The organism is Cupriavidus sp. 05T42 (genome assembly GCF_056396345.1).
In genome coordinates this window covers 19,489-45,206 of the sequence record NZ_JBFTLH010000005.1, presented here as the reverse complement: position 1 = coordinate 45,206, position 25,718 = coordinate 19,489, and the positions used below count along the sequence as shown (strand labels likewise).

23 protein-coding genes and 2 tRNA genes are annotated in these 25,718 nt (G+C 65.5%); 22 read left to right on the top strand and 3 right to left on the bottom strand.

Annotated features, from left to right (window positions below; all coding sequences use genetic code 11):
- The first annotated feature begins 208 nt into the window (after positions 1–208).
- The 4 genes from AC1EJR_RS08105 to AC1EJR_RS08090 are packed head-to-tail and all read left to right on the top strand — an operon-like array spanning position 209 to position 3,590.
- Positions 209–802 carry a TRAP transporter small permease gene (locus AC1EJR_RS08105; RefSeq protein ID WP_092292776.1) on the top strand — a complete coding sequence of 198 codons (594 nt, stop codon included), beginning with the start codon at positions 209–211 and terminating at the stop codon, positions 800–802.
- A complete protein-coding gene (locus AC1EJR_RS08100) occupies positions 799–2,103 on the top strand; it encodes a TRAP transporter large permease (RefSeq protein WP_092292778.1) in 1,305 nt (434 codons plus the stop codon). Before AC1EJR_RS08105 ends, AC1EJR_RS08100 begins: the two co-directional genes overlap by 4 nt.
- Before the next feature lie 37 nt (positions 2,104–2,140).
- On the top strand, positions 2,141–3,169 hold the full coding sequence (locus tag AC1EJR_RS08095; RefSeq protein WP_092292780.1) for a DctP family TRAP transporter solute-binding subunit: 1,029 nt from the start codon (positions 2,141–2,143) through the stop codon (positions 3,167–3,169).
- 22 nt (positions 3,170–3,191) lie between these two features.
- A complete protein-coding gene (locus tag AC1EJR_RS08090; RefSeq protein ID WP_441592147.1) occupies positions 3,192–3,590 on the top strand; it encodes an acyl-CoA thioesterase in 399 nt (132 codons plus the stop codon).
- A gap of 22 nt (positions 3,591–3,612) precedes the next feature.
- Here AC1EJR_RS08090 and AC1EJR_RS08085 read toward each other — a convergent pair whose 3' ends face one another.
- Positions 3,613–4,158, bottom strand: a complete 546-nt coding sequence (locus AC1EJR_RS08085; protein WP_092292783.1) for a PAS and helix-turn-helix domain-containing protein — start codon at positions 4,156–4,158, stop codon at positions 3,613–3,615.
- Positions 4,159–4,369: 211 nt separating this feature from the next.
- Between AC1EJR_RS08085 and AC1EJR_RS08080 the strand changes: the two genes are divergently transcribed.
- Together AC1EJR_RS08080 and AC1EJR_RS08075 are read left to right on the top strand one after the other, a co-directional pair.
- Positions 4,370–5,068 carry a CoA transferase subunit A gene (locus tag AC1EJR_RS08080; RefSeq protein ID WP_092292785.1) on the top strand — a complete coding sequence of 233 codons (699 nt, stop codon included), beginning with the start codon at positions 4,370–4,372 and terminating at the stop codon, positions 5,066–5,068.
- A gap of 11 nt (positions 5,069–5,079) precedes the next feature.
- The gene (locus AC1EJR_RS08075) at positions 5,080–5,718 is read left to right on the top strand and encodes a CoA transferase subunit B (RefSeq protein WP_092292787.1); all 639 of its coding nucleotides are present in this window, start codon (positions 5,080–5,082) and stop codon (positions 5,716–5,718) included.
- Positions 5,719–5,804: 86 nt separating this feature from the next.
- On the opposite strand, the gene AC1EJR_RS08070 is transcribed toward AC1EJR_RS08075, so the two are convergent.
- Positions 5,805–6,581: a 3-hydroxybutyrate dehydrogenase gene (locus AC1EJR_RS08070; protein ID WP_092292789.1), complete on the bottom strand. Its 777-nt coding sequence runs from the start codon at positions 6,579–6,581 to the stop codon at positions 5,805–5,807.
- A gap of 173 nt (positions 6,582–6,754) precedes the next feature.
- Between AC1EJR_RS08070 and AC1EJR_RS08065 the strand changes: the two genes are divergently transcribed.
- From AC1EJR_RS08065 to AC1EJR_RS07990, 16 genes are all read left to right on the top strand, one after another.
- A complete protein-coding gene (locus AC1EJR_RS08065) occupies positions 6,755–7,636 on the top strand; it encodes an alpha/beta fold hydrolase (RefSeq protein ID WP_092292791.1) in 882 nt (293 codons plus the stop codon).
- A gap of 39 nt (positions 7,637–7,675) precedes the next feature.
- Complete coding sequence (locus AC1EJR_RS08060) at positions 7,676–8,038, top strand: RidA family protein (protein ID WP_092292793.1); 363 nt, start codon at positions 7,676–7,678, stop codon at positions 8,036–8,038.
- A gap of 16 nt (positions 8,039–8,054) precedes the next feature.
- Positions 8,055–10,286 carry a RelA/SpoT family protein gene (locus AC1EJR_RS08055; protein WP_092292795.1) on the top strand — a complete coding sequence of 744 codons (2,232 nt, stop codon included), beginning with the start codon at positions 8,055–8,057 and terminating at the stop codon, positions 10,284–10,286.
- A 21-nt stretch (positions 10,287–10,307) separates the two neighbouring features.
- Positions 10,308–10,384: transfer RNA gene (locus AC1EJR_RS08050), tRNA-Val, on the top strand.
- Between the two features lie 376 nt (positions 10,385–10,760).
- Positions 10,761–12,668 carry a threonine--tRNA ligase gene (gene thrS, locus AC1EJR_RS08045; RefSeq protein WP_477112960.1) on the top strand — a complete coding sequence of 636 codons (1,908 nt, stop codon included), beginning with the start codon at positions 10,761–10,763 and terminating at the stop codon, positions 12,666–12,668.
- A gap of 47 nt (positions 12,669–12,715) precedes the next feature.
- Entirely contained in the window at positions 12,716–13,237 is a 522-nt protein-coding gene (infC, locus tag AC1EJR_RS08040; protein WP_092292799.1) for a translation initiation factor IF-3, read from the top strand.
- 167 nt (positions 13,238–13,404) lie between these two features.
- Positions 13,405–13,602 carry a 50S ribosomal protein L35 gene (gene rpmI / locus AC1EJR_RS08035; RefSeq protein WP_006575466.1) on the top strand — a complete coding sequence of 66 codons (198 nt, stop codon included), beginning with the start codon at positions 13,405–13,407 and terminating at the stop codon, positions 13,600–13,602.
- Positions 13,603–13,628: 26 nt separating this feature from the next.
- On the top strand, positions 13,629–13,985 hold the full coding sequence (gene rplT / locus AC1EJR_RS08030) for a 50S ribosomal protein L20 (RefSeq protein WP_092292801.1): 357 nt from the start codon (positions 13,629–13,631) through the stop codon (positions 13,983–13,985).
- A 181-nt stretch (positions 13,986–14,166) separates the two neighbouring features.
- On the top strand, positions 14,167–15,192 hold the full coding sequence (pheS, locus tag AC1EJR_RS08025) for a phenylalanine--tRNA ligase subunit alpha (protein ID WP_177219888.1): 1,026 nt from the start codon (positions 14,167–14,169) through the stop codon (positions 15,190–15,192).
- Positions 15,193–15,258: 66 nt separating this feature from the next.
- On the top strand, positions 15,259–17,706 hold the full coding sequence (gene pheT / locus AC1EJR_RS08020; protein ID WP_477104994.1) for a phenylalanine--tRNA ligase subunit beta: 2,448 nt from the start codon (positions 15,259–15,261) through the stop codon (positions 17,704–17,706).
- Between the two features lie 74 nt (positions 17,707–17,780).
- Positions 17,781–18,197, top strand: coding sequence for an integration host factor subunit alpha (locus AC1EJR_RS08015; protein WP_092292807.1), 417 nt, complete (start codon positions 17,781–17,783; stop codon positions 18,195–18,197).
- A gap of 201 nt (positions 18,198–18,398) precedes the next feature.
- Positions 18,399–18,833: a MerR family transcriptional regulator gene (locus AC1EJR_RS08010; RefSeq protein WP_092292809.1), complete on the top strand. Its 435-nt coding sequence runs from the start codon at positions 18,399–18,401 to the stop codon at positions 18,831–18,833.
- Between the two features lie 64 nt (positions 18,834–18,897).
- Positions 18,898–18,974: transfer RNA gene (locus AC1EJR_RS08005), tRNA-Pro, on the top strand.
- A gap of 460 nt (positions 18,975–19,434) precedes the next feature.
- Positions 19,435–19,851: a hypothetical protein gene (locus tag AC1EJR_RS08000; protein ID WP_092292811.1), complete on the top strand. Its 417-nt coding sequence runs from the start codon at positions 19,435–19,437 to the stop codon at positions 19,849–19,851.
- A gap of 178 nt (positions 19,852–20,029) precedes the next feature.
- A complete protein-coding gene (locus AC1EJR_RS07995) occupies positions 20,030–20,248 on the top strand; it encodes a hypothetical protein (RefSeq protein WP_092292813.1) in 219 nt (72 codons plus the stop codon).
- A 78-nt stretch (positions 20,249–20,326) separates the two neighbouring features.
- Positions 20,327–20,725: a hypothetical protein gene (locus AC1EJR_RS07990; RefSeq protein ID WP_092292815.1), complete on the top strand. Its 399-nt coding sequence runs from the start codon at positions 20,327–20,329 to the stop codon at positions 20,723–20,725.
- A 55-nt stretch (positions 20,726–20,780) separates the two neighbouring features.
- On the opposite strand, the gene AC1EJR_RS07985 is transcribed toward AC1EJR_RS07990, so the two are convergent.
- Positions 20,781–25,658 (bottom strand): NAD-glutamate dehydrogenase, encoded by a 4,878-nt coding sequence (locus AC1EJR_RS07985; RefSeq protein WP_477112959.1) that lies wholly within the window; start codon positions 25,656–25,658, stop codon positions 20,781–20,783.
- Between the last annotated feature and the right edge of the window lie 60 nt (positions 25,659–25,718).

The following is a 25,718-nucleotide window of genomic DNA, read 5'->3' as shown; positions in this document are numbered from 1 at the left end:
CCGGCCCCGCAACGCGCCACAAGCGCGGCGGGGCGGGCGCGTGGCCGAGCAGGGCTTATCCGGTCCCCTGCGCGTCTAAAGTTGTGCCGCGAGAGGCCAGAGTTGGCATAATCGCCGCTGGTTTCGAATGAAGTCCTTACATAAATAATCAGAAATATGCCGTAGTGGCCGCAATGGCCCGAGCGGCCCGGACCGGAGGCCGGGGGAGATGGTGCAAGACAATGAGGCACGGCGCGACGCCGTGCCGCAACACGTCGTGGATTCGGTGATCATTCCCGAAGCCGCCGACGAAGCCCGCGACACTGAATTCCGCATTTCGCCGCGCATCGAGGACTGGATTGGCGTGATCGTCATGGTGCTGCTGGTGGCCATCACGTTCGCCAACGTGGTGGTCCGCTACTTCACCGACGAATCCTTCGCCTGGACCGAGGAGTTCTCGGTCTTCCTGATGATCGTGCTGGCGCTGGTGGCCGGCAGCGCCGCCGTGGCGCGCGACCGCAATATCCGCATCGAGTTCTTCTTCGAACGGGGCAGCGCTGCGCGGCAGAAGCGGCTGGCCATCGTCTCCGCGCTGGGCGTGGCGGTGATGTTCCTGGCGCTGGCGGTGCTCGGCGTGCGGATTACCTGGGACGAATACGCGTTCGGCGAGACCTCGCCCGGCATTGGCGTGCCGAGCTGGTGGTACTCGATCTGGCTCCCGCTGTTTTCCGTGGCGATCGTGCTGCGCGCGCTGGCGCTGGCCTGGCGCAATGTCCGTGCGCTGCGGGCGCTGAGCGAGCAGGGCGGGGAGGGCGTGCAATGACGCTCGTCGCCATTACCCTGTTCGTGGTCTTTATCGGCCTGATGCTGCTGGGCGTGCCGATCGGCGTGTCGTTGGGGCTGGGCGGGTTGGTTGCCATCGGCCTGTCCAACCTCGATACGCAGATGTTCGGCCTGCTGGCCGTGCCGCAGAACTTCTACGCCGGCCTGGCCAAATATCCGCTGCTGGCGATTCCGATGTTCGTGCTGGTGGGGTCGATCTTCGACCGCTCCGGCGTGGCGGCGCGGCTGGTCACCTTCGCGATTGCGGTCGTGGGACGTGGCCCGGGCATGCTGCCGCTGGTGGCGATTCTCGTGGCGATGTTCCTCGGCGGCATCTCGGGCTCCGGTCCCGCCAACGCGGCGGCCGTGGGTGGCGTGATGATCGCGGCGATGTCGCGCGCGGGCTATCCGCCGGCGTACAGCGCGTCCGTGGTGGGCGCGGCGGCGGCTACCGACATCCTGATCCCGCCATCCGTCGCCTTCATTATCTATAGCGTGCTGGTGCCGGGCGCCTCGGTGCCGGCGCTGTTCGCGGCGGGCCTGATCCCCGGCGTGCTGGCTGGCGTGGCGCTGATCGTGCCGGCCGTGTGGCTGGCGCGCAAGCACAATATGGGGCAGATCGAGGCCGCGCTGCCGCGTCCGCCGTTCTGGAAGAGCCTGCGCGAGGCGGCGTGGGGCCTGGTAGCGCCGTTCCTGATCCTCGGCGGCATGCGTGCCGGCTGGTTCACCCCGACCGAGGCCGCCGTGGTGGCCGTGGTCTACGGGCTGTTCGTCGGCATGGTGATCTACCGCAGCATCGGCCTGCGCGACCTGTTCGTGATCTTCCAGGAAGCGGCCGAGACCTCGGCGGTGATCCTGCTCGTGGTGGCGCTGGCCGGCATCTTCGCCTACGCGCTGTCCACGCTCGGCGTGATCGACCCGCTGGCCCATGCCATCGCCAATTCCGGTTTGGGCGAATACGGCGTGCTGGCGCTGATCGTGCTGCTGCTGATGACGGTGGGCATGTTCCTGGATGGCATCTCGATTTTCCTGATCTTCGTGCCGCTGCTGCTGCCGATCTCGAATGCCTTCCACTGGAATCCGGTGTGGTTCGGGGTGGTGCTGACGCTCAAGGTGGCGCTGGGCCAGTTCACCCCGCCGCTGGCCGTGAACCTGATGGTGTCGTGCCGGATCGCCCGCGTGCGCATGGAGGAAACCGTGCCCTGGGTGATCTGGATGCTGCTGGCCATGTTCATCGCCATGCTGATGGTGCTGGCCTATCCGCCGCTGGCCACGTGGCTGCCCGACTACCTGGGCTATTGATCGAAATCAAACTAGAAACTGACGAGGAGATTCCCGCATGAAACGCCGTGCCCTGATGTTGTCCGTAGCCGCCACGATTGCCGCCGCCGCCCTGGCGCCGGCCGGTGCAATGGCCCAGAGCTACAAGTCCGAGTACAAGATGTCGCTGGTGCTGGGCCCCGCGTTCCCGTGGGGCAAGGGCGGCGAGATCTGGGCTGACCTGGTGCGCCAGCGCACCAGCGGCCGCATCAATATCAAGCTGTATCCGGGCACGTCGCTGGTGGCCGGCGACCAGACGCGCGAGTTCTCCGCCATCCGCCAGGGCGTAATCGACATGGCCGTGGGCTCCACGATCAATTGGTCGCCGCAGGTGAAGGAGCTGAACCTGTTCTCGCTGCCGTTCCTGATGCCCGACTACAAGGCGCTGGACGCGCTGACGCAGGGCGAAGTCGGCAAGTCGATGTTCGCCACGCTGGAAAAGGCCGGCGTGGTGCCGCTGGCCTGGGGCGAGAACGGCTTCCGCGAGGTGTCCAACTCGAAGCGCGAAATCCGCAAGCCGGAAGACCTCAAGGGCCTGAAGCTGCGCGTGGTGGGCTCGCCGCTGTACATCGAGACCTTCAACGCGCTGGGCGCCAACCCCACGCAGATGAGCTGGGCCGATGCGCAGCCGGCGATGGCCTCGGGCGCAGTGGACGGCCAGGAGAACCCACAGAGCGTGTTCGCCGCCGCCAAGCTGTACACGGTGGGCCAGAAGTACGTGACCACCTGGGGCTACGTGGCCGATCCGCTGATCTTCGTGGTCAACAAGCAGATCTGGGAATCGTGGACCCCGGCTGACCGCGAAATCGTGAAGCAGGCCGCCATCGACGCCGGCAAGCAGGAAATCGCGCTGGCCCGCAAGGGCCTGGTGGAATCCGGCGCGCCGGCGTGGAAGGAGATGGAGCAGCACGGCGTGAAGGTGACGCAGCTGAGCCCGGCCGAGCACGACGCGTTCCGCAAGGCCACGGTCAAGGTCTACGACAAGTGGAAGAAGCAGATTGGCTCGGACCTCGTCGCCAAGGCGGAAACGGCGATTTCCAAGCGATAAACGATAGCGTCCGGGATTTGCGATGAAACACGTCTTCACCTACGTCATGCCCATCCGCTGGGGCGACATGGACGCCATGGGCCATGTCAACAACACGGTCTACTTCCAGTACCTGGAGCAGGCGCGGATCGAATGGTTCCGGTCGATTGGCCGGAACGGCAAGGATGAGAACGGCCAGGGGCCGGTCATCATCAACGCGCACATGACGTTTTTGAAGCAGTTGCGATTCCCGGGCGACATCGAGCTGCGCGTCTATGCGGGCCAGGTTGGCCGCACGAGCTTCGAGACGCGTATCGAGATCCGCCGCACGGACCTGCCCGACGTGATCTGGGCCGAGGGCGGCGCCAAGGTGGTGTGGAGCGACTACGCGGCGGAGAAGTCCGTGCCGGTGCCCGAGGCCATCCGGGCGCTGATCGCCTGATCCGGCGGGGGGGCAACGCCCCTCAGTGGTTCACCAGCCGCTGTACCAGGTCCACCGCTGTGTGGGCGCCGTATTTCTTCATCAGCCGGGCACGGTAGATGTCCACCGTGCGCGGGCTGATCGACAGCAGCTTGCCGATTTCCTTGCTGGTCTTGCCGTCCACCAGCTGCGCGGCGATGTCCCGCTCGCGCGCGGTCAGATCGGCCGTGACCGGCCGCTTCTGCGACAAATCCTCGAAGGTCCAGATCCCCGCCCCCAGCGGCTCGTGCCGATCCAGCGCGCGGCCGGTGACATGGCACCAGAACAGTTCCCCGTCGGCCCGCTTCATGATCCGTTCGTCCGAATACATGCCCTTGGTGTTCATGATCGGCACGATGCGGGCGCCGGTGCGCTCGAACTCGTCGGCGGTGGGGTAGAGCACCTGGAAGGACTCGCCCACCAGCGCGTCGCGCGTGGTGTGGAAGATCCGGCAGACCTCGTCGTTACAGTCCTCGATCACGCGCGCGCGGGACAGCACCAGCCCCACCGGGGCGAGCTGGAAAGCGGTCTGGTAGTCGATGGGGGGCATTGTCCCTTATGTACTTTTACGTAATGGCGCTGCCGGCACCCGTTGACGTATGCTTGCGGTCGGCAGCGGACGCCAGCCAGTCACCCGGCTGACAGCCGATTGTACCGTTACAATTTCCCGGCGTGGCGCATGGCGCCCGTGGGACCAAAATGCCGAGGGACCGCCCCCATCCGGGGAGAATCCCCGCCGGACTACCGAGGAAGGAGCAAACATGAACAAGGTCTACGCCAGTGCCGCGGAGGCGCTCGCGGGCGTCGTGCGCGACGGCCAGACGATCGCCGTGGGCGGTTTCGGCCTGTGCGGCATCCCCGAGGCGCTGATCGGCGCCCTGCGCGACAGCGGCGCCAAGCAACTCACTTGCATCTCGAACAACGCCGGCGTGGACGGCTTCGGCCTGGGCCTGCTGCTGGCCACGCGCCAGATCAGCAAGATGATCTCGTCGTACGTGGGCGAGAACAAGGAGTTCGAGCGCCAGTACCTGGCCGGCGAACTCGAGCTGGAATTCACGCCGCAGGGCACCCTGGCCGAGAAGCTGCGCGCCGGCGGCGCCGGCATCCCCGCCTTCTTCACCAAGACCGGCGTGGGCACCATCGTGGCCGACGGCAAGGAAATCCGCGAATTCGACGGCCAGCAGTACGTCATGGAGCGTTCGCTGACCGCCGACGTGGCTCTGGTCAAGGCCTACAAGGCCGACAAGGCCGGCAACCTGGTCTTCCGCCGCACCGCGCGCAACTTCAACCCGATGTGCGCGATGGCCGGCAAGATCACCGTGGCCGAGGTCGAGGAAATCGTCGAAGTGGGCGAGATCGATCCGGACGACGTGCACCTCGCGGGCATCTTCGTGCAGCGCCTGGTGCTGAACGCCACCCCCGAGAAACGCATCGAACAGCGCACCGTGCGTGCCAAGTAAGGAGAGACATCATGGCATGGACACGTGACGAAATGGCCGCGCGCGCGGCCCGCGAACTCCAGGACGGGTTCTACGTGAACCTCGGCATCGGCCTGCCGACGCTGGTGGCCAACCACGTGCCGGAAGGCATGGAGGTCTGGCTCCAGTCCGAGAACGGCCTGCTCGGTATCGGCCCGTTCCCGACCGAGGACGAAGTGGACGCCGACATGATCAACGCCGGCAAGCAGACCGTGACGACGCTGGCGGGCTCGTCGATCTTCTCGTCGGCGGACTCGTTCGCGATGATCCGCGGCGGCCACATCAACCTGGCCATCCTCGGCGCGATGCAGGTCAGCCAGCACGGCGACCTGGCCAACTGGATGATCCCGGGCAAGATGGTCAAGGGCATGGGTGGCGCGATGGACCTCGTGGCCGGCGTCGGCCGCGTGGTGGTCCTGATGGAACACACCGCCAAGAAGAAGGACGGCACCGAGGACATCAAGATCATGGCCGACTGCAACCTGCCGCTGACCGGCGTGGGCGTGGTCAACCGCATCATCACCGACCTCGGCGTGATCGACGTGACCTCCGATGGCCTGAAGCTCGTGGAAACGGCGCCCGGCGTCAGCCGCGAGGAAATCCAGGCGAAGACGGGCGCGACGCTGCTGTAAGCGAATCACTTGCCGCAAAAACAAAAACCCCCGCCAGCGCAAGCCGGCGGGGGTTTTTGTGTCTTGGGGCGGGGGCCGGGTCGGCCTTACTGCGCCACCCAGCCGCCATCCATGTTCCAGATCGCGCCGCGCACCTGGCGGGCGGCCTCGCTGGAGAGGAACACGGCCAGCGCGCCCAGTTCCTCCGGCGTTACGAACTGGCCGGACGGCTGCTTTTCGATCACCAGTTCGCGCTTGGCCTGCTCGATCGGAATGCCCTCGCGCTCCGCGCGCGCTTCCACCTGTTTCTGGACCAGCGGCGTCAGCACCCAGCCCGGGCAGATCGCGTTGGCCGTCACGCCGGTCTGCGCGGTTTCCAGCGCTGTAACCTTGGTGAAACCGACGATGCCGTGCTTGGCGGCCACATAGGCGGACTTTTCCGCCGACGCCACCAGCCCGTGCGTGGAAGCCACGTTGATGATCCGCCCCCAGTTCTTGGCCTTCATCGACGGCAGCGCGAGCCGCGTCGTGTGGAAGGCCGAGGTCAGGTTGATGGCGATGATTGCGTCCCACTTGTCCGTCGGAAATTCTTCAATTTTCGCGACAAACTGGATGCCCGCGTTGTTGACGAGGATGTCCACGCCGCCGAAGTCGCGCTCGGCGTAGCGCATCATGTCCTCGATCTCGGCCGCCTTGCTCATGTCCGCGCCGTGGTAGCCCACCTGGATGCCGCTGCCCGCGCGCGCGATCTCCGCCTTTGCGCCGTCCGCGTCACCAAAACCGTTGGCGATGATGTTGGCGCCCTGCGCCGCCAGTGCCTGCGCGATGCCGAGTCCGATCCCACTGGTCGAGCCAGTCACCAGTGCCGTCTTGCCTTTGAGCATGTAAGCCTCCGTCGGGAGTAGGGGGGTGATGTGCTGTGGCATTGTACTCGCAGGGCGTACAATCCTGCTTTGCCCAAACGCCCGGAATCTTCCGGAGCGAGGTCGTAATTTGCTGAGAATTGCGGCCAGCATTTGCCCCCGAAACGTAGTCCCCACCCTCGCAGGGAGTTCAGATGTCTTCCAGCCCGCGCCTCGGCTTCGTTCAGTGCATCAGTCCCGCCGGCCTGCATCGCATGGCCTATCACGAGTGGGGCGACCCGGCCAATCCGCGCGTGCTGATGTGCGTGCATGGACTGACCCGCACCGGGCGCGACTTCGATACCGTGGCGCGCGCGCTGTCTGGCGACTATCGCGTGATCTGCCCCGATGTGGCGGGACGCGGGCGCTCCGAATGGCTGGCCGATCCGCGCCGCTACATCGTGCCGCAATATGTCTCGGACATGGTCACGCTGATCGCCCGGCTCAACGTGGAGCAGGTGGACTGGTTCGGCACGTCGATGGGCGGGCTGATCGGCATGGGGCTGGCGAGCCTGCCCAAGTCGCCGATCCGCAAGCTGCTGCTCAATGACGTCGGTCCCCGGCTGGCCCCGCAGGCGGTGGAGCGCATCGGCGCCTACCTCGGGCTGCCGGTGCGGTTCAAGACCTTCGAGGAAGGGCTGGCTTATCTCCAGACCATCAGCGCCTCGTTCGGCCGCCACACGCCCGAGCAGTGGCGCGAGCTGAACGGCGCGATCCTGAAGCCGGTGCAGGCCGCAGAGGGCATGGAATGGGGTTTGCATTACGATCCCGCGCTGGCGGTGCCGTTCAAGGAGACCACGCCGGAGATGGTGCTGGCCGGCGAGGCCGCGCTCTGGATGATGTTCGAGGCCATCCAGGGCCCGACGCTGGTGGTGCGCGGCGCGCAGTCCGACCTCCTGCTGCGCGAGACCATGGCCGAGATGCAGGCACGTGGCAAACAGGTTTCCACGGTGGAAGTCCCCGATGTGGGGCATGCGCCGACATTTATCGATCCGGCCCAGGTAGCCATCGCCCGGGACTTCTTCCTGGGCACGTGAGGCCGAGCCGGATCCTATCCCGAACTTAATGGAATTGCGATGAGTACCAATGCCCTGAAGCGCGCCCATGTGGGCGCGCGCCTCTCCGAGTACGCGGTCTACAACGGCGTGGTCTATCTGGCTGGCCAGGTGCCGGAAGTGGACCCCAAGGCGGACCTGCGCGGCCAGACGCGCGAGGTGCTGGGCCATATCGACCGCCTGCTGGCCGAGGCCGGCAGCGACAAGACGCGCATCCTGTCGTGCCAGATCTTCCTGACCGACGTGACCCGCATCGGCGAGATGAACGAGGTCTGGGACGCCTGGGTGCCGCAGGGCAACACGCCGCCCCGCGCCACCGTCGAGGCGAAGTTGGGCAACCCCGACTACCTGATCGAAGTGGTGGTGACGGCTGCCCTGAATTGATGGTGGATGGTTTGACATGGTGACGTCCACCGATCTCACGAGCCAGGTCGCCGGCGTGCCCGATGCCGGGCTGGTCGAGCGCGCGCTGGCTTTCGTGCGCGAGACCGCCGACGGGGCGACGCCCGCGATGCTGCCCACCGGCGAGACCGTCCTGTCTCACGCCGAGGGGATGCTGCGCATCCTCGACGGCCTGCGCGTGGATGACGCCGCGCGCGCCGCGGCCTGCCTGTTCGCGATGGCGGCCTTCGTGCCGGACACCGAGCCCGAGATCGAGCCGCGTTTTGGCGAGGAAGTCGCGCGGCTGGTGAAGGGCGTGCGACAACTGTTGCGCATCGGCGCCATCGCGGTGTCGCAGACCGATGTCTCGGAATCGTCGAAATCCGAAGTCGCCGCCCGCCAGGAGCAGGTGGAGGCGCTGCGCAAGATGCTGCTGGCCTTCGCCCAGGACATCCGCGTGGTGCTGGTGCGGCTGGCCTCGCGGCTCCAGACGCTGCGCTGGCTCGCGCAGACCAAGAACATGCCGCTGCCGGGCGTGGCGCGCGAGACGCTGGACATCTACGCGCCACTGGCCAACCGGCTCGGGATCTGGCAGATGAAGTGGGAGTTGGAGGACCTTGCTTTCCGCTTCGAACAGCCCGATACCTACAAGCGCATCGCAAAACTGCTAGACGAGAAGCGGATCGAGCGCGAGAGCTATATCTCGCAGGCGATCGAGCGGCTGCAGTCGGAACTGGCCTCGGCCGGCATCCCCGCCGAGGTCACCGGCCGGCCCAAGCACATCTACAGCATCTGGAAGAAGATGCGCGGCAAGGAACTCGATTTTGCCGATTTGTACGATGTGCGCGCGTTCCGCGTGATCGTGGATGACATCAAGGATTGCTACACGGTCCTCGGCATCGTCCACCATATCTGGCAGCCGATTCCGCGCGAGTTCGACGACTATATTTCCCGACCGAAGTCCAACGGCTACAAGTCCCTGCACACGGTGGTCATCGGCGACGATGGCCGCGCGTTCGAGGTGCAGATCCGCACGCAGGAGATGCACCACTTCGCCGAATACGGCGTGGCGGCGCACTGGCGCTACAAGGAAGCCGGCAGCAAGGGCTACAGCGGACAGTTCTCGGCCAGCGAACGCTACGACGAGAAGATCGCGTGGCTGCGCCAGTTGCTGGCGTGGAAGGACGATGCCGACCACTCGGTCGCGCACGAGGATTCGCCGTGGGAGCAACTCAAGCATGCGGCCATCGACGACCATATCTATGTGCTGACCCCGCAGGCGCGCGTGGTGGCGATGCCGCAGGGCGCTACGCCGGTGGACTTCGCCTATTACCTGCATAGCGATCTCGGCCACCGCTGCCGTGGCGCGCGCGTGGACGGGGCGATGGTGCCGCTGAACACGCCGCTACGGAACGGGCAGACCGTGGAGATCGTGGCGGTGAAGCAGGGCGGGCCGTCGCGCGACTGGCTCAACACGGAACTTGGCTATCTTGCGAGTAGCCGGGCGCGGTCCAAGGTGCGCGCGTGGTTCAACGCGCTGGACTCACAGGAGACCATCGCGCAGGGCCGGGCGCTGATCGAAAAAACCCTGCAGCGCGAGGGCAAGACGGCTGTCAACCTCGACGACCTGGCCAGCCGGCTCAGCTTCAAGACGCCGGAGGACCTGTTCGCGGCGGTGGCGAAGGAGGAGTTCAGCCTGCGTCACGTGGAGCATGCGCTGCGGCACCCGGAGGGCGAGGCCCAGCCGCAATTCAACGAGGAAGAGGCCGTCACCAAGAAGAGCCGCGCGACCAGCGTGGCGCGCGGCGCCAAGAGCGGCGTGCTGGTGGTGGGGGTGGATTCGCTGATGACGCAGATGTCGCGCTGCTGCAAGCCGGCGCCGCCGGACGAGATTGTCGGATTCGTCACGCGCGGGCGCGGCGTGTCGATCCATCGCCGCAATTGCCATACGTTCCAGCAGTTGTCGTCGCGCGCGCCCGAGCGCGTGATCCAGACGGAATGGGGCAAGCGCAGCGATGCCGTGTACCCGGTGGACATCCACGTGGAAGCGGTGGACCGCCAGGGCCTGCTGCGCGATATCTCCGAAGTGCTGTCACGCGAGAAGATCAACGTCACCGGCGTGAAGACGCTTTCGAGCAAGGGCGTGGCGAAGATGCAGTTCACGGCCGAGGTCTCGGAAGCCACGCAGCTGCAACGTGCGCTTTCCATCATCGAAGATGTACAAGGGGTGTTGCAGGCGAAAAGAAAGTGATGCTATACTTGCGGCTTCGCTAGGCTCGTAGCTCAGCTGGTTAGAGCACCACCTTGACATGGTGGGGGTCGTTGGTTCGAGTCCAATCGAGCCTACCAACGAATTGCAGTAAAGCAGTAAAAATACGTATTACCCCGTCGGCATCGAAGGCTGGCGTGACGGCAGATCCGATCGACTTCTACAGGCACGGAAACGCATCATGAACAAGACAACTCGAACTACTTCCGCTGGTTAGCGACAGTAGTCGAGGTGCGCCTTCGCCCCGGGGTGATCCGGGTAGATTGAGAAAAACGCGGCCTTGGCCGCGTTTTTTTTTCGTCTGTCGTTCGCCAGCGGCCTGATAAGCTGCCGCATCGTCCGCGATGCGCGGCAAGAAACAAATGGTGGCTGGCTTCGCCGCTGCCGCAGACTTTGACTTTGATCCGCCCGCCAAGGCGCAGAATGCCGGCGAGCGGACCCCTCAAAAGGTGCAAGATGATCGCAATCACGCTGCCGGACGGTTCCCGTCGCGAGTTCCCCGGCCCCGTCACGGTGGCCGAAGTGGCCCAGAGCATCGGCTCGGGCCTGGCCAAGGCGGCACTCGCCGGCAAGGTCGATGGCCAGCTCGTCGATACGAGCTACCGGATCGACCGTGACGCCGCGCTCGCCATCGTCACGGACAAGGACGCCGATGGCGTCGACGTGATCCGCCACTCGACGGCTCACTTGCTGGCCTACGCCGTCAAGGAGCTGTATCCCGAGGCGCAGGTGACGATCGGCCCGGTCATCGACAACGGTTTCTACTACGACTTCGCCTACAAGCGCCCCTTCACGCCCGAAGACCTCGTCGCCATCGAGAAGAAGATGACGGAGCTGGCCCGCAAGGACGAGAAAGTCACGCGTGAAGTGTGGAACCGCGACGAGGCGGTGGCGCTGTTCGAGTCGATGGGCGAGAAGTACAAGGCCGAGATCATCGCGTCGATTCCGGCGGACCAGGAAATCGGTCTCTATCGCGAAGGCAATTTCGTCGATCTGTGCCGTGGCCCGCACGTGCCGTCCACGGGCAAGCTCAAGGTCTTCAAGCTGATGAAGGTGGCCGGTGCCTACTGGCGCGGCGACTCGAACAACGAGATGCTTCAGCGCGTCTACGGCACGGCCTGGGCGAAGAAGGAAGACCAGGACGCCTACTTGACGATGCTGGAAGAGGCGGAGAAGCGCGATCACCGCAAGCTGGGCAAGCTGCTCGATCTGTTCCACCTGCAGGAGGAAGCGCCGGGCATGGTGTTCTGGCACCCGAAGGGCTGGCAGGTCTGGCAGGCCGTGGAGCAGTACATGCGCGGCCGCCTGGGTGAAGCCCACTATGAAGAAGTCCGCACGCCGCAGGTGATGGACCGTTCGCTCTGGGAAAAGTCCGGCCACTGGCAGAACTACAAGGAGAACATGTTCGTCACGGAATCGGAGAAGCGCGACTACGCGATCAAGCCGATGAACTGCCCCGGACATGTGCAGATCTTCAACCACGGGTTGCGGTCGTACCGTGACCTGCCGCTGCGCCTGGCCGAGTTCGGCGCCTGCCATCGCAACGAGCCGTCCGGCGCGCTGCACGGGTTGATGCGCGTACGCGGCTTTGTGCAGGATGATGCGCACATCTTCTGCACGGAAGCCCAGATCGTGGAAGAAGCGAAGGCGTTCAACGAACTCGCGTTCTCGATCTATGACGATTTCGGCTTCAAGGACGTGGCGGTCAAGCTGTCGCTGCGCCCGCCCCAGCGCGCCGGTTCGGACGAGATCTGGGATCACGCCGAGGAAGGCCTGCGCCTGGCGCTGCGTGCCTGCGGCGTGGAGTGGGAAGAGCTGCCGGGTGAGGGCGCCTTCTACGGCCCGAAGGTCGAATACCACATCAAGGACGCCATCGGCCGCTCGTGGCAGTGCGGCACGCTGCAGCTGGATCTGGTGCTGCCGGAGCGGCTGGGTGCTGAATACGTCGCCGAGGACAACTCGCGCAAGCGTCCGGTCATGCTCCACCGCGCCATTCTCGGTTCGTTCGAGCGCTTCCTGGGCATCCTGCTCGAAAACCATGCGGGTGCCTTGCCCGCCTGGCTCGCGCCGGAGCAGGTGGTGGTCCTGAATATTGCCGATTCGCAGTCGGAATATGCCGAAAGCGTCGTGCAACTCTTGCAAAAACAAGGGTTTAGGGCCAAGGCCGATTTGCGTAACGAGAAAATTACGTATAAAATCCGCGAGCATTCTCTCCAGAAGATTCCCTACCTGCTGGTAGTGGGCGAAAAGGAGAAGGATGCCAGTCAAGTGGCCGTGCGTGCCCGTGGCAACGTGGATCTGGGTGTGATGCCCGTCTCCGCGTTTGTGGAACGTCTCCAACAGGACGTTGCCAACAAGGCCTGAGGGTGCTGAGCACGGCTTGTTTTTTTGTCTTCTTGAGGTAACGGAACATCGCTACAGACAAAGGTCACCGTATCAACCGTGAGATCAGCGCGCCGGAACTGCGCCTGGTAGGGGTTGATAACGAGCAGCTCGGCATCGTCAAGTTCATGGACGCATTGCGCCTGGCCGAGGACAAGGACTTGGATCTCGTGGAAATCGCGCCCAACGCGGCTCCACCCGTGGCCCGCATCATGGACTACGGCAAGTTCAAGTATGAGGAAGCCAAGCGCGCCCATGACGCCAAGCTCAAGCAGAAGATCATCCAGGTCAAGGAAGTGAAGTTCCGCCCTGGCACGGATGATGGCGACTACAACGTCAAGCTGCGCAACCTGAAGCGTTTCCTGGAAGATGGTGACAAGACCAAGATCACGCTGCGTTTCCGCGGCCGTGAGATGGCCCACCAGGAAATCGGTGCGCGCGTGCTGGAGCGTCTGAAGGCGGACCTGGAGGAGTTGGGTCAGGTCGAGCAGATGCCGAAGATGGAAGGCCGCCAGATGGTGATGGTGCTGGCCCCCAAGAAGAAGAAGTAATTCTCGCGCGGGGCGACGGCCGGGGTGCCAGGTGCATCCCGGCGTCGTGCTGCGCGGAAAACAGTATGCGGTCCCCGTGGCTGCGTACAAAAACAAGTGGATGCGGGTCTTGCAAGCGTCGGCGTGAGCCGTCCACCTGCATGCATGTCATAGAGCTGGAGTTTTTCATGCCTAAGATGAAGACCAAGAAAAGCGCCTCCAAGCGCTTTACGGCGCGCCCGAACGGTTCGTTCAAGCGCGGCCAGGCCTTCAAGCGTCACATCCTGACCAAGAAGACCACCAAGAACAAGCGTCAACTGCGCGGCACCCAGGACGTCCATGAGACGAACCTGAAGTCGGTTCGCGCGATGATGCCCTACGCATAACCCAACGACAACGAAAGGAGTAATACATGCCTCGAGTCAAACGTGGGGTCACTGCACGGGCCCGTCACAAGAAAGTCATCGACGCTGCCAAGGGTTACCGCGGCCGTCGCAATAACGTCTATCGTATCGCCAAGCAGGCGGTCATGCGTGCTGGCCAGTACGCATACCGCGATCGTCGCAACAAGAAGCGCGTGTTCCGCGCGCTCTGGATTGCACGTATCAACGCGGCAACGCGTGAGCATGGCCTGACCTACAGCGTGTTCATGAACGGCCTGAAGAAGGCTTCGATTGAACTGGACCGCAAGGTGCTGTCGGACATGGCTATCCACGACAAGCCTGCCTTTGCCGCCATCGTCAACCAGGTGAAAGCCTCCGTTGCCTGATGCCGGCTGCGGAAGCGCCCCAGGGCGCTTCCCGGCAAGCGCCGACCGCCAGGTCTGCTGAAACGGGGCTCCTCACCGAGCCCCGTTTTCATTTCGAATGCCGTGTCATGCGCACTGAAACGGCACCCGAAATGAGATACCGCACACAGTGCTAACCCTTTCCACGATTGCCGTCATGTCCCTGGATCTGGATCAAATCGTCGCCGATGCACAGGCCGCCTTCGCCGCCGCCAACGACAACGCCACGCTGGAAAATGAAAAGGCCCGCTTCCTGGGCAAGACCGGGGCGCTGACCGAGCTGCTCAAGGGCCTGGGCAAGCTCGACCCCGAGGCGCGCAAGACCGAAGGCGCGCGTATCAACCAGATCAAGCAGCAGGTGGAAGGTGCGCTGCAAGCGCGCCGCCAGGCGCTGGCTGATGCGCTGATGAACGCGCGTCTGGCCGCCGAGGCCATCGACGTGACGCTGCCCGGCCGCGCCACGTCGCGCGGCAGCCTGCATCCGGTCATGCGCACGTGGGAGCGCGTGGAGCAGATCTTCGGCTCCATCGGCTTCGACGTGGCGGATGGTCCGGAGATCGAGACCGACTGGATGAACTTCACCGCGCTGAACAACCCGGACAACCATCCGGCCCGTTCGATGCAGGACACGTTCTATGTGGACGGCCGCGACAGCGACGACAAGCTGCTGCTCCTGCGCACGCACACCAGCCCGATGCAGGTGCGCTACGCCCGCATGCACGTGCAGAAGTACGCCGGCAAGGACATGCCGCCGATCAAGGTGATCTGCCCGGGCCGCACCTACCGCGTGGACAGCGACGCTACGCACTCGCCGATGTTCAACCAGGTGGAAGGACTGTGGATTGGCGAGCATGTGAGCTTTGCCGACCTGAAGGGCGTCTACACCGATTTCCTGCGCAAGTTCTTCGAGCGCGATGACATCCAGGTGCGCTTCCGCCCGTCGTACTTCCCGTTCACCGAGCCGTCGGCGGAAATCGACATGGCCTTCGGCAGCGGCCGCTGGCTGGAGATCTCGGGATCGGGCCAGGTACATCCGAACGTGCTGCGCAACATGGGCCTCGACCCCGAGCGCTATATCGGCTTCGCGTTCGGCTCCGGCCTCGAGCGCCTGACGATGCTGCGCTATGGCATCAACGACCTGCGGCTGTTCTTCGAAGGCGACGTGCGCTTCCTGCGCCAGTTCGCCTGACCTGTCCCAGGCCGCATCGCCCATCGTCACAGAACATCACAGAATACCTACCGGATCAGAAGCGCCATGCAATTCTCGGAATCCTGGCTTCGTACTTTCGCCAATCCTGAAAAGATCTCGACCGACGCGCTGTCGCACAGCCTGACCATGGCCGGGCTCGAGGTGGAAGAGGTTGGCCCCGTCGCGCCGCCGTTCAGCAAGATCGTCGTGGCCCGTGTGCTGGCCACCGAGCGCCATCCCAACGCCGACCGTCTCAATGTCTGCCAGGTCGATGCCGGCACCGGCGAGACGCTCCAGATCGTCTGTGGCGCGCCCAACGTCAAGCCCGGCATCCTGGTGCCGTGCGCGATGGTCGGCGCCGTGCTGCCGCCGGCGGAAGCGGGCGGCGCGCCGTTCGAGATCAAGATCGGCAAGCTGCGTGGCGTGGAAAGCTACGGCATGTTGTGCTCGGCGCGCGAGCTGAAGCTGTCCGAGGATCACGGCGGCCTGATGGTCCTGCCGGACGATGCCCCGGTCGGCCAGGATATTCGTCAGTATCTGGATCTGGACGATCAGATTTTCACGATCAAGCTGACGCCGAACAAGGCGGACTGCCTGTCGATCCACGGCGTGGCGCGTGAAGTTTCCGCGCTGACCGGCGCCGCGCTGACGCTGCCGGACATGAAGCCGGTGGCCGTCACGCTCGCTGACAAGCTGCCGGTGAAGATCTCGGCGCCGGACCTCTGCGGCCGCTTCTCGGGCCGTGTGATCCGTGGCGTGAACGCGCGTGCCGCCACTCCGGCGTGGATGGTGCGGCGCCTGGAGCGCTCGGGCCAGCGCAGCATCTCGGCGCTGGTGGACATCTCCAACTATGTGATGCTGGAGCTGGGCCGTCCAAGCCACGTGTTCGATCTCGACAAGATCCACGGCGGGCTGGACGTACGCTGGGGCCGCAAGGGCGAGCAGCTCAAGCTGCTGAACGGCAACACGGTCGACGTGGACGAGCAGGTGGGCGTGATCGCCGACGACAAGGAGATCGAGAGCCTGGCCGGCATCATGGGCGGTGACAGCACCGCCGTGTCGCTGGACACGACCAACATCTACCTGGAAGCCGCATTCTGGTGGCCGAACGCCATCCAGGGCCGCGCGCGCCGCTACAACTTCTCGACCGATGCCGCACACCGCTTCGAACGCGGCGTGGACTACGCCACGACGGTAGAGCACATCGAGCGCATTACCGCGCTGATCCTCGACATCTGCGGCGGCCAGGCCGGCCCGGTGGACGATCAGGTCGTGAACCTGCCCGAGCGCAAGCCGGTGAGCCTGCGCGTGGCGCGTGCCGAGCGCGTGCTGGGCATCGAACTGTCTTCGGCCGCCATCGCCGACGTGTTCCAGCGCCTGAACCTGCCGTTCACGCGCTCGGAAGGCGCCGAGGGCGAGGTGTTCGCCGTCACGCCGCCGAGCTACCGCTTCGACATCGAGATCGAGGAAGACCTGATCGAGGAAGTGGCGCGCATCTATGGCTTCGAGCGGATTCCCACGCTGCCGCCGATCGCCGAGAGCGAGATGCGTCCGACCAACGAGGCACGCCGCTCTACCCATGTGGTGCGTCACGCGCTGGCCGCCCGCGACTACCAGGAGGTGATCAACTTCGCCTTCGTGGAAGAGAAGTGGGAGCGTGACTTCGCCAGCAACGACAACCCGATCCGCCTGCTGAACCCGATCGCGAGCCAGCTGGCCGTGATGCGTTCGACGCTGCTTGGCGGGCTGGTGGACAAGGTCCGTTACAACCTCAACCGCAAGGCCGCGCGCGTGCGCCTGTTCGAAGTGGGCCGCGTGTTCCATCGCGACGGCAACGTGACGGATGGCGGCCTGACCGTGGCTGGCTATCACCAGCCGATGGTGGCCGCCGGCATCGCCTACGGCCCGGCATTCGACGAGCAGTGGGGTATCGCCACGCGTCCGGTGGACTTCTTCGATGTGAAGGGCGACGTGGAGTCGCTGTTCCATCCGCGTACGGCGCGTTTCGAGCCGGTGGCGCATCCCGCGCTGCATCCGGGCCGCGCCGCGCGCGTGATCGTGGACGGCAAGCCGGTTGGCGTGGTGGGCGAGCTGCACCCACGCTGGCTCCAGGAATACGAGCTGACGCAAGCGCCCGTGGCCTTCGAGCTGGACCTTGATGCCCTGCGCGACGTCGGTCTGCCGGCGTACACAGAGATCTCGAAGTTCCCGGCCGCCGTGCGCGACCTGGCCGTGGTGGTCAAGCAGTCGGTGCGCGTGCAGGACCTGCTCGATGCGATGCGCGCGGCGCTGGACCAAGGCGGTTTTGGCCACTACGTGCAGAGCCTGGTGCTGTTCGACGAGTTCCGTCCGAAGGCGGCTTCGGCCGCCATCGGGGCTGACGAGAAAAGCCTTGCGTTCCGTGTGACGTTGCAAGATACTGGGGCGACCCTCCAGGACGAGACGGTCGACAGCGCGGTGCGCTGTATGATCGATGCGCTGGCAGCGGGCTTCTCGGCCCGTCTGCGCGGATAGGTCGCTGAAACCTGGGGCGTCCGGGCACAGCTCCCGGGCGGATCGCCAGACAGACCTCAGAAGAGCGATCAAGAATGAACGATCGAGACGCGAATTCCATGAATGCTGCAGACCTGGGCGAGGTCAGCGACCGGCACGCCGCCTCACTGGACGACGCATCGCCGGAAGCCCGCGCGACCGAAGTGCCCACCCTCACGAAGGCCGAACTTGCAGAGATGCTGTTCGACCAGGTTGGCCTGAACAAACGTGAATCCAAGGACATGGTCGAAGCCTTCTTCGACGTGATTCGTGAAGCCTTGGAACATGGTGACAGCGTCAAGCTGTCCGGCTTCGGCAACTTCCAGTTGCGCGACAAGCCGCAGCGTCCAGGCCGCAACCCCAAGACGGGCGAAATCATCCCCATCACCGCGCGCCGCGTGGTGACGTTCCACGCCAGCCAGAAACTCAAGGGCCTGGTCGAGGAGCGCGCCGATCTGGCTGTGCCGGGCTGACGGTCCGCTGCTGGGAGTTTTCCGCTGGCGTTTCGCGCTGGCGCCTCCCGGCGCGTCGCGGCTGTCCGACACGCCACGCCACGCCTCCTGCCTCGAACGGTGGATTGCCCACGGCACTTGCAGTCTGTATCCTGCAATGCTCGCGCGCATGTCGCGCCAACCGAGTCGCGCCTTTCGGCCTGACGCCTGACTTCCCATCGCATGTCGGAAAAATCCAGCGAGCGCGTTGCGCTGCCGCCGATTCCCGCAAAACGCTACTTCACGATTGGCGAAGTGAGCGAGCTTTGCGCCGTCAAGCCGCACGTGCTGCGGTACTGGGAACAGGAGTTCACCCAGCTCAAGCCGGTGAAGCGGCGCGGCAATCGACGTTACTATCAGCATCACGAAGTGCTGCTGATCCGGCGTATCCGCGAGTTGCTGTACGAGCAGGGATTCACCATCAACGGGGCGCGCAACCGCCTCGACGATGGTCGCCATCATGGCCTGGGCGCGCCACTGGAGGAGGGCGAGACCGAGTCGGTGGTGCCGGTCGCCACGGCGCCTGTGCTGTCGGTCGATCTCAATACTTTGCGCGGCGAGCTGGTGGCAGTGCAAAACCTGCTGGCGCAATTGAAAGAGATCGCGCGGCATGGATAATTTTGCAATGCGCCGTGCCAATGACTAGCCACCGATCGATTGTTGCTGATATAATCTTTTGCTTCGGGGCGTAGCGCAGCCTGGTAGCGTACCTGCATGGGGTGCAGGTGGTCGGAGGTTCAAATCCTCTCGCCCCGACCAGACAAGGAACCCGCTTGGTGTCAAAACCAAGCGGGTTTTTCTTTGGCATTGCGCACGGGTTTCGCGCCCGGCGCTTGATGCGTCGCAAAACTTCTTTACATTTCCTGCGTTCCCTCACGCGGCATCGTGGCCTAGCCTAGGACGATGATTTGAAACGCAGGGTGAGTCATGAGTTGGCGTGATGTTTTCCTGATCGGCACCGGCTGGGTCGGTGCCTGTATGGCGGTTGGCTGGCTGCTGACCACGGTGGTGAAACTCCTCGAATGAACGGCGCGTTCCGTACGTAATCCCCCGACGAAGAAACGCCGCCCGATTTTCTCGGCGCGGCGTTTTTCATTATGGGTTGCGGCGGCGCCGTTTGAATGCACCGTGCAGGTCGCTTTGGTATAACCTGAAATCAGGGAACCTCCGATTCTCCTGCGCGTCTCGCCATAGGAGAGCATCGCTGCGGGAGGGCGCGATGGGGCAACGTGAACTCAGGGCCTGCTGGTTTGGCGCGGGCGTGTTGGTCGGCGCGATGGCCGCGAGCCTGTGCGCGATGCGCGCCATGTCTCGCGCACGGACCGATGTGTCCGCGAATTTGTCTCCGGATGTCTCGGCGGATGTCTCGCCGGCTGCCTCGCCCGTCGAGGATGCCGCCCGGGCACCGTCCGCGGCGCCGGAGAGCGGCGCGGACATGTTCGAATACCGCGGCTTCGTGGTGCACCTGTTCTGGCAGGCGCTCGCTCCGGCACGGTACAAGGCCTGGTGCGATATCTGGGAGGCCGGCGCGATAGTGCAGGAGGCGGGCGGTCCGCCGGCCACGTATCCGACCGCTGCCGAGGCACGCATGGCGGCCGGCGCCTGGGCACGGCACTGGGTCCAGAACAACGGCTGATGTCGCAGATTCGGTAAAACGAAGCACGCTTCGTGGCCTGATCGATCCCAATCTATTCTCAACATAACGCCGCTGTGACGCCCGCTATCCCGCCAAGGTAGGGGCCAAATGGCGGCCCTGCATGGTGTGACGCGACAGACACACGTGTTACGATTTGCAGCGTCTTTTGGAGTCCGTGATGTTTGTATGTCAGAACCAACCCTGTGGTGCGCGCTGGAAGCCCGCCGAGGTGGTGATCAAGAACGAGGGGCAGGGCCCCATCTTCCGCTGCCCGCTCTGCGGCGCGCGCAACCGCCTGATGGCCTCGCATCGTGCGGACGGCAGCATCGACTACAAGCAACTCCGGCGCGAAGCCTCGGGCGCGGATGCCGCGCCGCCGAAAGCTCGACGGAGCTGATCGACGTAAAGGGGGTCGACGCGCATGGCGAAAAGCAAGACGCCTCAAGCCGGCGACTGTGGGACCGTTAAGACGGAGATGGACATCAGCGACTTATCCCACGACGCCGCCTCCAATGCCGAGCTCATTGGATGGTCAGGTGCATCCCCACAAGTGATTGCCCGCGTGCTCAATGCCGCGCTGGCCGCGCAGGACCTGTCCGGCTTCGCCGCATTGCTGTCCGACATTGCGCGCGACCGCGGCCTGAAGGGGGCGCGCGGCACGCACCAGTCGATCTACGACATGCCGTACGCGAGCTTGCTGCCGCGTCAGAAGCACCTGCTGGCCGATGCGTTCGACCTCTTCCTCCGCCTGGGTCTGGAGTTCCGCGCGCGCGGCGACGGCAGCGACGACCTTGACGGCGCCGAAGACGACGACCTGCCCGCGCTGCGCGACATGGACGACGATGACGATGTCATCGACATCGACGAGCGCTGACGGCTAGCCACTAGCCGTCGCTAGCCGTCAATCAGCGCCCGCCGCCTGGGGCCGGTCAGGCGCGCTCCAGCAAGCCGATTTCCTTCACCGCAACGGACAGCATCGACAACGCCGAGGCCCCCGTGGCGCCCGACGCGCGCTGGTCGGCCAGCATCTGTGCGAAGCGGTCCAGCGCCACCTGTCGGCTCTTGCGCCAGTCCTCGATCAGCGCCGGGGCGTCCTCCACCTCGCGCGACTGGCCCAGCACGCTGGTCGTCAGCGCGCGCTTGAGCCGCCCCAGGTCTTCCAGCGTGGTCGTGCGGGCGAGCAGGTCCCAGTGTGTGTCCGCCGGCAGTGAGAACGCGCGCTCGCGCAGCCATCCGAAATTGAGTTCCGAATCGAGGGCGAAGTAGACCGCTGCCACGGTGTCCAGGCTGCGCTGGCAGGCGGCTGCAACCTCGGCCACGTCGAGCGCGGCCGCAGCCGCATCGCTGGCGGCCACGCGCAGGGCGAGGTCGTCGTCCACACCGGCTTCGATCAGCGTCATCGCCCGCTCAGCCATGGCCTCTGCGCCCTCGGGCGGCAGCAGCTTGGGCAGTTGCGGCGTGAGCCAGCGCGCGGCTTCGACGAAGCGCGTCGCGCCGGGCTCTACCGTGCCGCCGCCGCGCAGGTAGCGCACGAACCAGAGCGTGGCGCGCTCGAGCAGCCGCGCCAGCGCGCCGAACATCTGCGCCTGGATGGCGTCGTCCACGCGGTTGTCGAAGGCGTCGATGCGCGCCCAGATCCCGGACAGCCCGAACACGTCACGCGCCAGCAGGCAGGCGCGCACGATATCGGCCGGACGCCCGTCGGTCTCCTCCATCAGATGATGGACGAAGGTAGGCCCGACGCGGTTCACGAGGATGTTGGTCAGGTGCGTGGCGAGGATTTCGCGCCGCAGCGGATGCCGCTGCATCGGCTCGGCATGGCGCACGCGCAGCGGCTCGGGGAAGTAGTCGGCCAACAGCGTCGAGACGAGCGCGTCCTCGGGCAGGTCCGAGACCAGCAGCTCGTCGTACAACCACATCTTGCTATAGGCCAGCAGCACCGCACGCTCGGGCGACGTCAGCCCCGCGCCGAGTGCCTTGCGTTCGGCGATCTCGTCCTCGGGCGGCAGGAATTCGAGCGGACGGTTGAGCCGGCCCGCGCGCTCGAGCCAGCGGATCAGCCGCGCCTCGGCGTCGAGCAGCGCTACAGCCTGACGGCCCGCCACGGAGAGCGCCTGGGTCTGGTAGTAGTTGTCCTGGAGCACCAGCAGGCCCACCTCGTCGGTCATCTCGGCCAGCAGCGTATTGCGCTGCTTGATGGTCATCTCGCCGTCGGCCATCACGATGCCTAGCAGAATCTTGATATTGACCTCGTGATCGGAGCAATCGACGCCGGCCGAATTGTCGATGGCATCGGTATTGATCCGGCCCCCCTTGCGCGCGAACTCGATGCGGCCAAGCTGGGTGAAGCCGAGATTGCCGCCTTCGCCCACCACCTTGCAGCGCAGTTCGGCGCCGTTCACGCGCACCGCATCGTTGGTGCGGTCGCCGGCTTGCTGATGGGTCTCGGACGCAGCCTTGACGTAGGTGCCGATGCCGCCGTTGTAGAGCAGGTCGACGGGCGCCATCAGCAGCGCGTGGATCAGGTCCGCCGGCGACAGCGTGCTGGTCGTGATCCCCAGCGCCGCCTGCACCTGGGGCGTGAGCGCGATGGTCTTGGCCGTGCGCGGATAGATGCCGCCGCCGGCCGAGATCAGCGCGGTGTCGTAGTCGGCCCAGCTCGAACGGGGCAGGGCGAACAGCCGCGCGCGCTCGGCCAGGCTCCTGGCGCAGTCGGGGTCCGGGTCGAGGAAGATGTGCCGATGGTCGAACGCGGCCAGCAGCTTGATGTGCGGAGAAAGCAGCATGCCGTTGCCGAACACGTCGCCGGACATGTCACCGATGCCCACTACCGTGAACGGCGTGGTCTGGATATCAACGCCCATCTCGCGGAAATGGCGCTTCACGCTCTCCCACGCGCCGCGCGCGGTGATCGCCATCTTCTTGTGGTCGTAGCCGACCGAGCCGCCCGACGCGAAGGCGTCGTCGAGCCAGAAGCGGTACTCGCCCGAGATGGCGTTGGCGTAGTCGGAGAACGTCGCGGTGCCCTTGTCGGCGGCCACCACGAGGTAGGGGTCCGATTCGTCGTGGCGCACCACTTCGGGCGGCGGCACGATGTCGCCGGAGACGAGGTTGTCGGTCAGGTCGAGCAGCCCGCGCAGGAAGGTCTGGTAGCAGGCCACGCCTTCGGCCAGATAGGCGTCGCGGTCGGTGGCGGGCGGCGGGCGCTTGACCACGAAGCCGCCTTTCGAGCCCACCGGCACGATCACCACGTTCTTCACCATCTGCGCCTTCATCAGGCCCAGCACCTCGGTGCGGAAGTCCTCGCGCCGGTCCGACCAGCGCAGCCCGCCCCGGGCCACCCGGCCGCCGCGCAGATGCACCCCCTCCACGCGCGGCGAGTAGACCCAGATCTCGAACATCGGCCGTGGCTCGGGCAGGCCCTGCACCAGCGCCGGATTGAACTTGAATGAGACGTAGGGGCGCGGCTGGCCCTCCGCGTCGCGGTGGAAGTAGTTGGTCCGCACCGTGGCCGCGATCACGTTCAGGAACAGGCGCAGGATGCGGTCCTCGTCGAGGTTGGGCACCTTGTCTAGCGCGGCGTCGATCTCGGCCAGCAGGCGCTGGGTGCGCGTCTCGTCACCCGGCGTGGCCACGGCAGGGTCGAAGCGGGCCACGAACAGCGCCACCAGCAGCGCGGCGATATTCGGATTGCTGGTCAGCGCGCGCTCGATATAGGCATTGCTGAAGGTCGAGCCCACTTGCCGCAGGTACTTGGCAAACGCGCGCAGGATGGTCACGTCGCGCGCGGCCAGCCCGGCGCGTAGGACGAGCCGATTGAAATCGTCGTTTTCGATCTCGCCGTTCCAGGCCCGCGCGAAGGCGTCCTCGAACAGCGGCTTCACGCGCTCGATCTCCACGTCCAGAGGGCGGCCCTCGGGGTCAGCGGCAATCTCCAGGCCGAAGTCGTGGATCCACACCGGCGCGCCGGCATCGGGCTCGATCAGGTAGGGGCGCTCCTCGTCCACGCGCACGCCCAGGTGTTCGAGCATCGGCAGGCTCAGGGACAGCGCGATGGGCTCCCCGGCGCGGAAGACCTTGAAGCGGAACGCGCCCGGCGCCGCCTCGATGGGCCGGTACAGGTTCATGGCGAGGCCGCTCGGGTGCTGGCGCGCGTGCTCCATCAGCTCGATGTCGCGCACGGCGGTGCGGGCAGCGTAGTCCTCGCGGTAGCCGGCGGGGAAGGCGTCGCAGTAGCGGCGCAGCAGCACGATGCCTTGTTCCTCGCCCCGGCTGACGTGGAGCGCGGTGGCCAGGTCGTCCTGCCAGCGGCGCGTGGCCTGCACGATGCGCTCTTCCAGCTCGCGGGTGTCCACCTCGGGCATGGTGCCCGGCTCGCCACGCACGGTGAGCTGAATGCGCGCCAGCGGGGATTCGGACAGCAGCGGCGTGAACTCGCAGCTGGTGCCATGGAACGCCTCCACCAGCAGCTTCTGGATGCGCTGGCGCAGGTCGGTGTTGTACTTGTCGCGCGGCACGAAGACCAGGCACGAGATAAATCGGTCGAAGCGGTCGCGCCGCACGAACAGCCGGATGCGCTGGTGCTCCTGCAGCCGCAGGATGCCGATGGCGATCTCGAACAGCTCGTCCTCGTCGGCCTGGAACAGGTCATCGCGCGGATATTGCTCGAGGATGGTGACCAGCGACTTGTACAGGTGGCCCTTGGTCAGGAAGCCGGCGCGCGCCAGGATGTTGGCGCACTTGCGCCGCGCCAGCGGAATCTCGCTGGTGCTGACCATATAGGCCGTGGACGTGTACAGCCCCACGAAGCGTCGTTCGCCGAACAGCTTGCCGTTGGCGTCGAGCAGCTTCACGCCCACATAGTCGAGATAGCCGGGCCGATGGACGGTCGCGCGCGAGTTGGCCTTGGTCAGGAAGATTGGCGAGGCCCCTTCGATGACGCTCGCGGCGGCGGCGGGCAGCGGGGTCAGGTCGTCCTCGCCCGGATCGCGCAGCGCTTCGCGCAGGATGCCCGCGCCCGAGCCCGGCACACCGCGCAGGAAGTACTGGCCGTCGCGTGGCACCAGCTCGTAGTCGCGCTGGCCGAGGAAGGTGAAATGGTCGTCGAGCAGCCATTCGAGGAAGGCGCGGGCCTCCACCGATTCCGGGCTCGCGGCGTCCGGCGCGCGGCCCATGCTGGCGACGGTGTCCTCGGCCACCTGCTGCATGCGCGGCCAGTCTTCCACGGCGGCGCGCACATCGCCGAGGATGCGGGCGATGCCGGCGCGCAGCGTTTCCAGCCGGGCGCCTTCGCCGGTGCGGTCCACCTCGAAATGCATGAACGATTCGAGCCGGCAGGTGGTGTTGCCGGCCGGGCCGGCGTCGTTCCGCCCGCCCAGGCCCACCCGCAGGATCGTGCCCTTGGCATCGCGGCAGATGTTGAAGACCGGGTGGATGGTCGAATGGAGCGTCAGGCCGAGCCGGTTGATCTCCATCGTGATCGAATCGACGAGGAACGGCATGTCGTCGTTGACGATCTCGATGATCGTATGGTCCGAGTGCCAGCCGTGTTCCTCGAGCTTCGGGTTGTAGACCCGCACGCGCGCGGTGCCCGGCACGAACTTCTGGGCGGTCTGCCAATGGGCCATGATCGCGCCGTAGAGGTCCGCCACGTTGCGTGCGAGCAGGTCCTCGGCATCGGCCAGGTCGTAGTAGTGGCGCAGCAGGGGTTCCAGCACCTCGAACGTGGCGGCGGGGAGCCGCTCGCGCGCGAGCGCGACGAGGTCATCCAGCAACTGCGCGACTTTTTCTTCGTTTTCCGGAGGCATGGCATCTCCTCGGCGTGTGCCGGTGCATGCTCATACTGTAGGAAAGTTTTGACCTGCCCG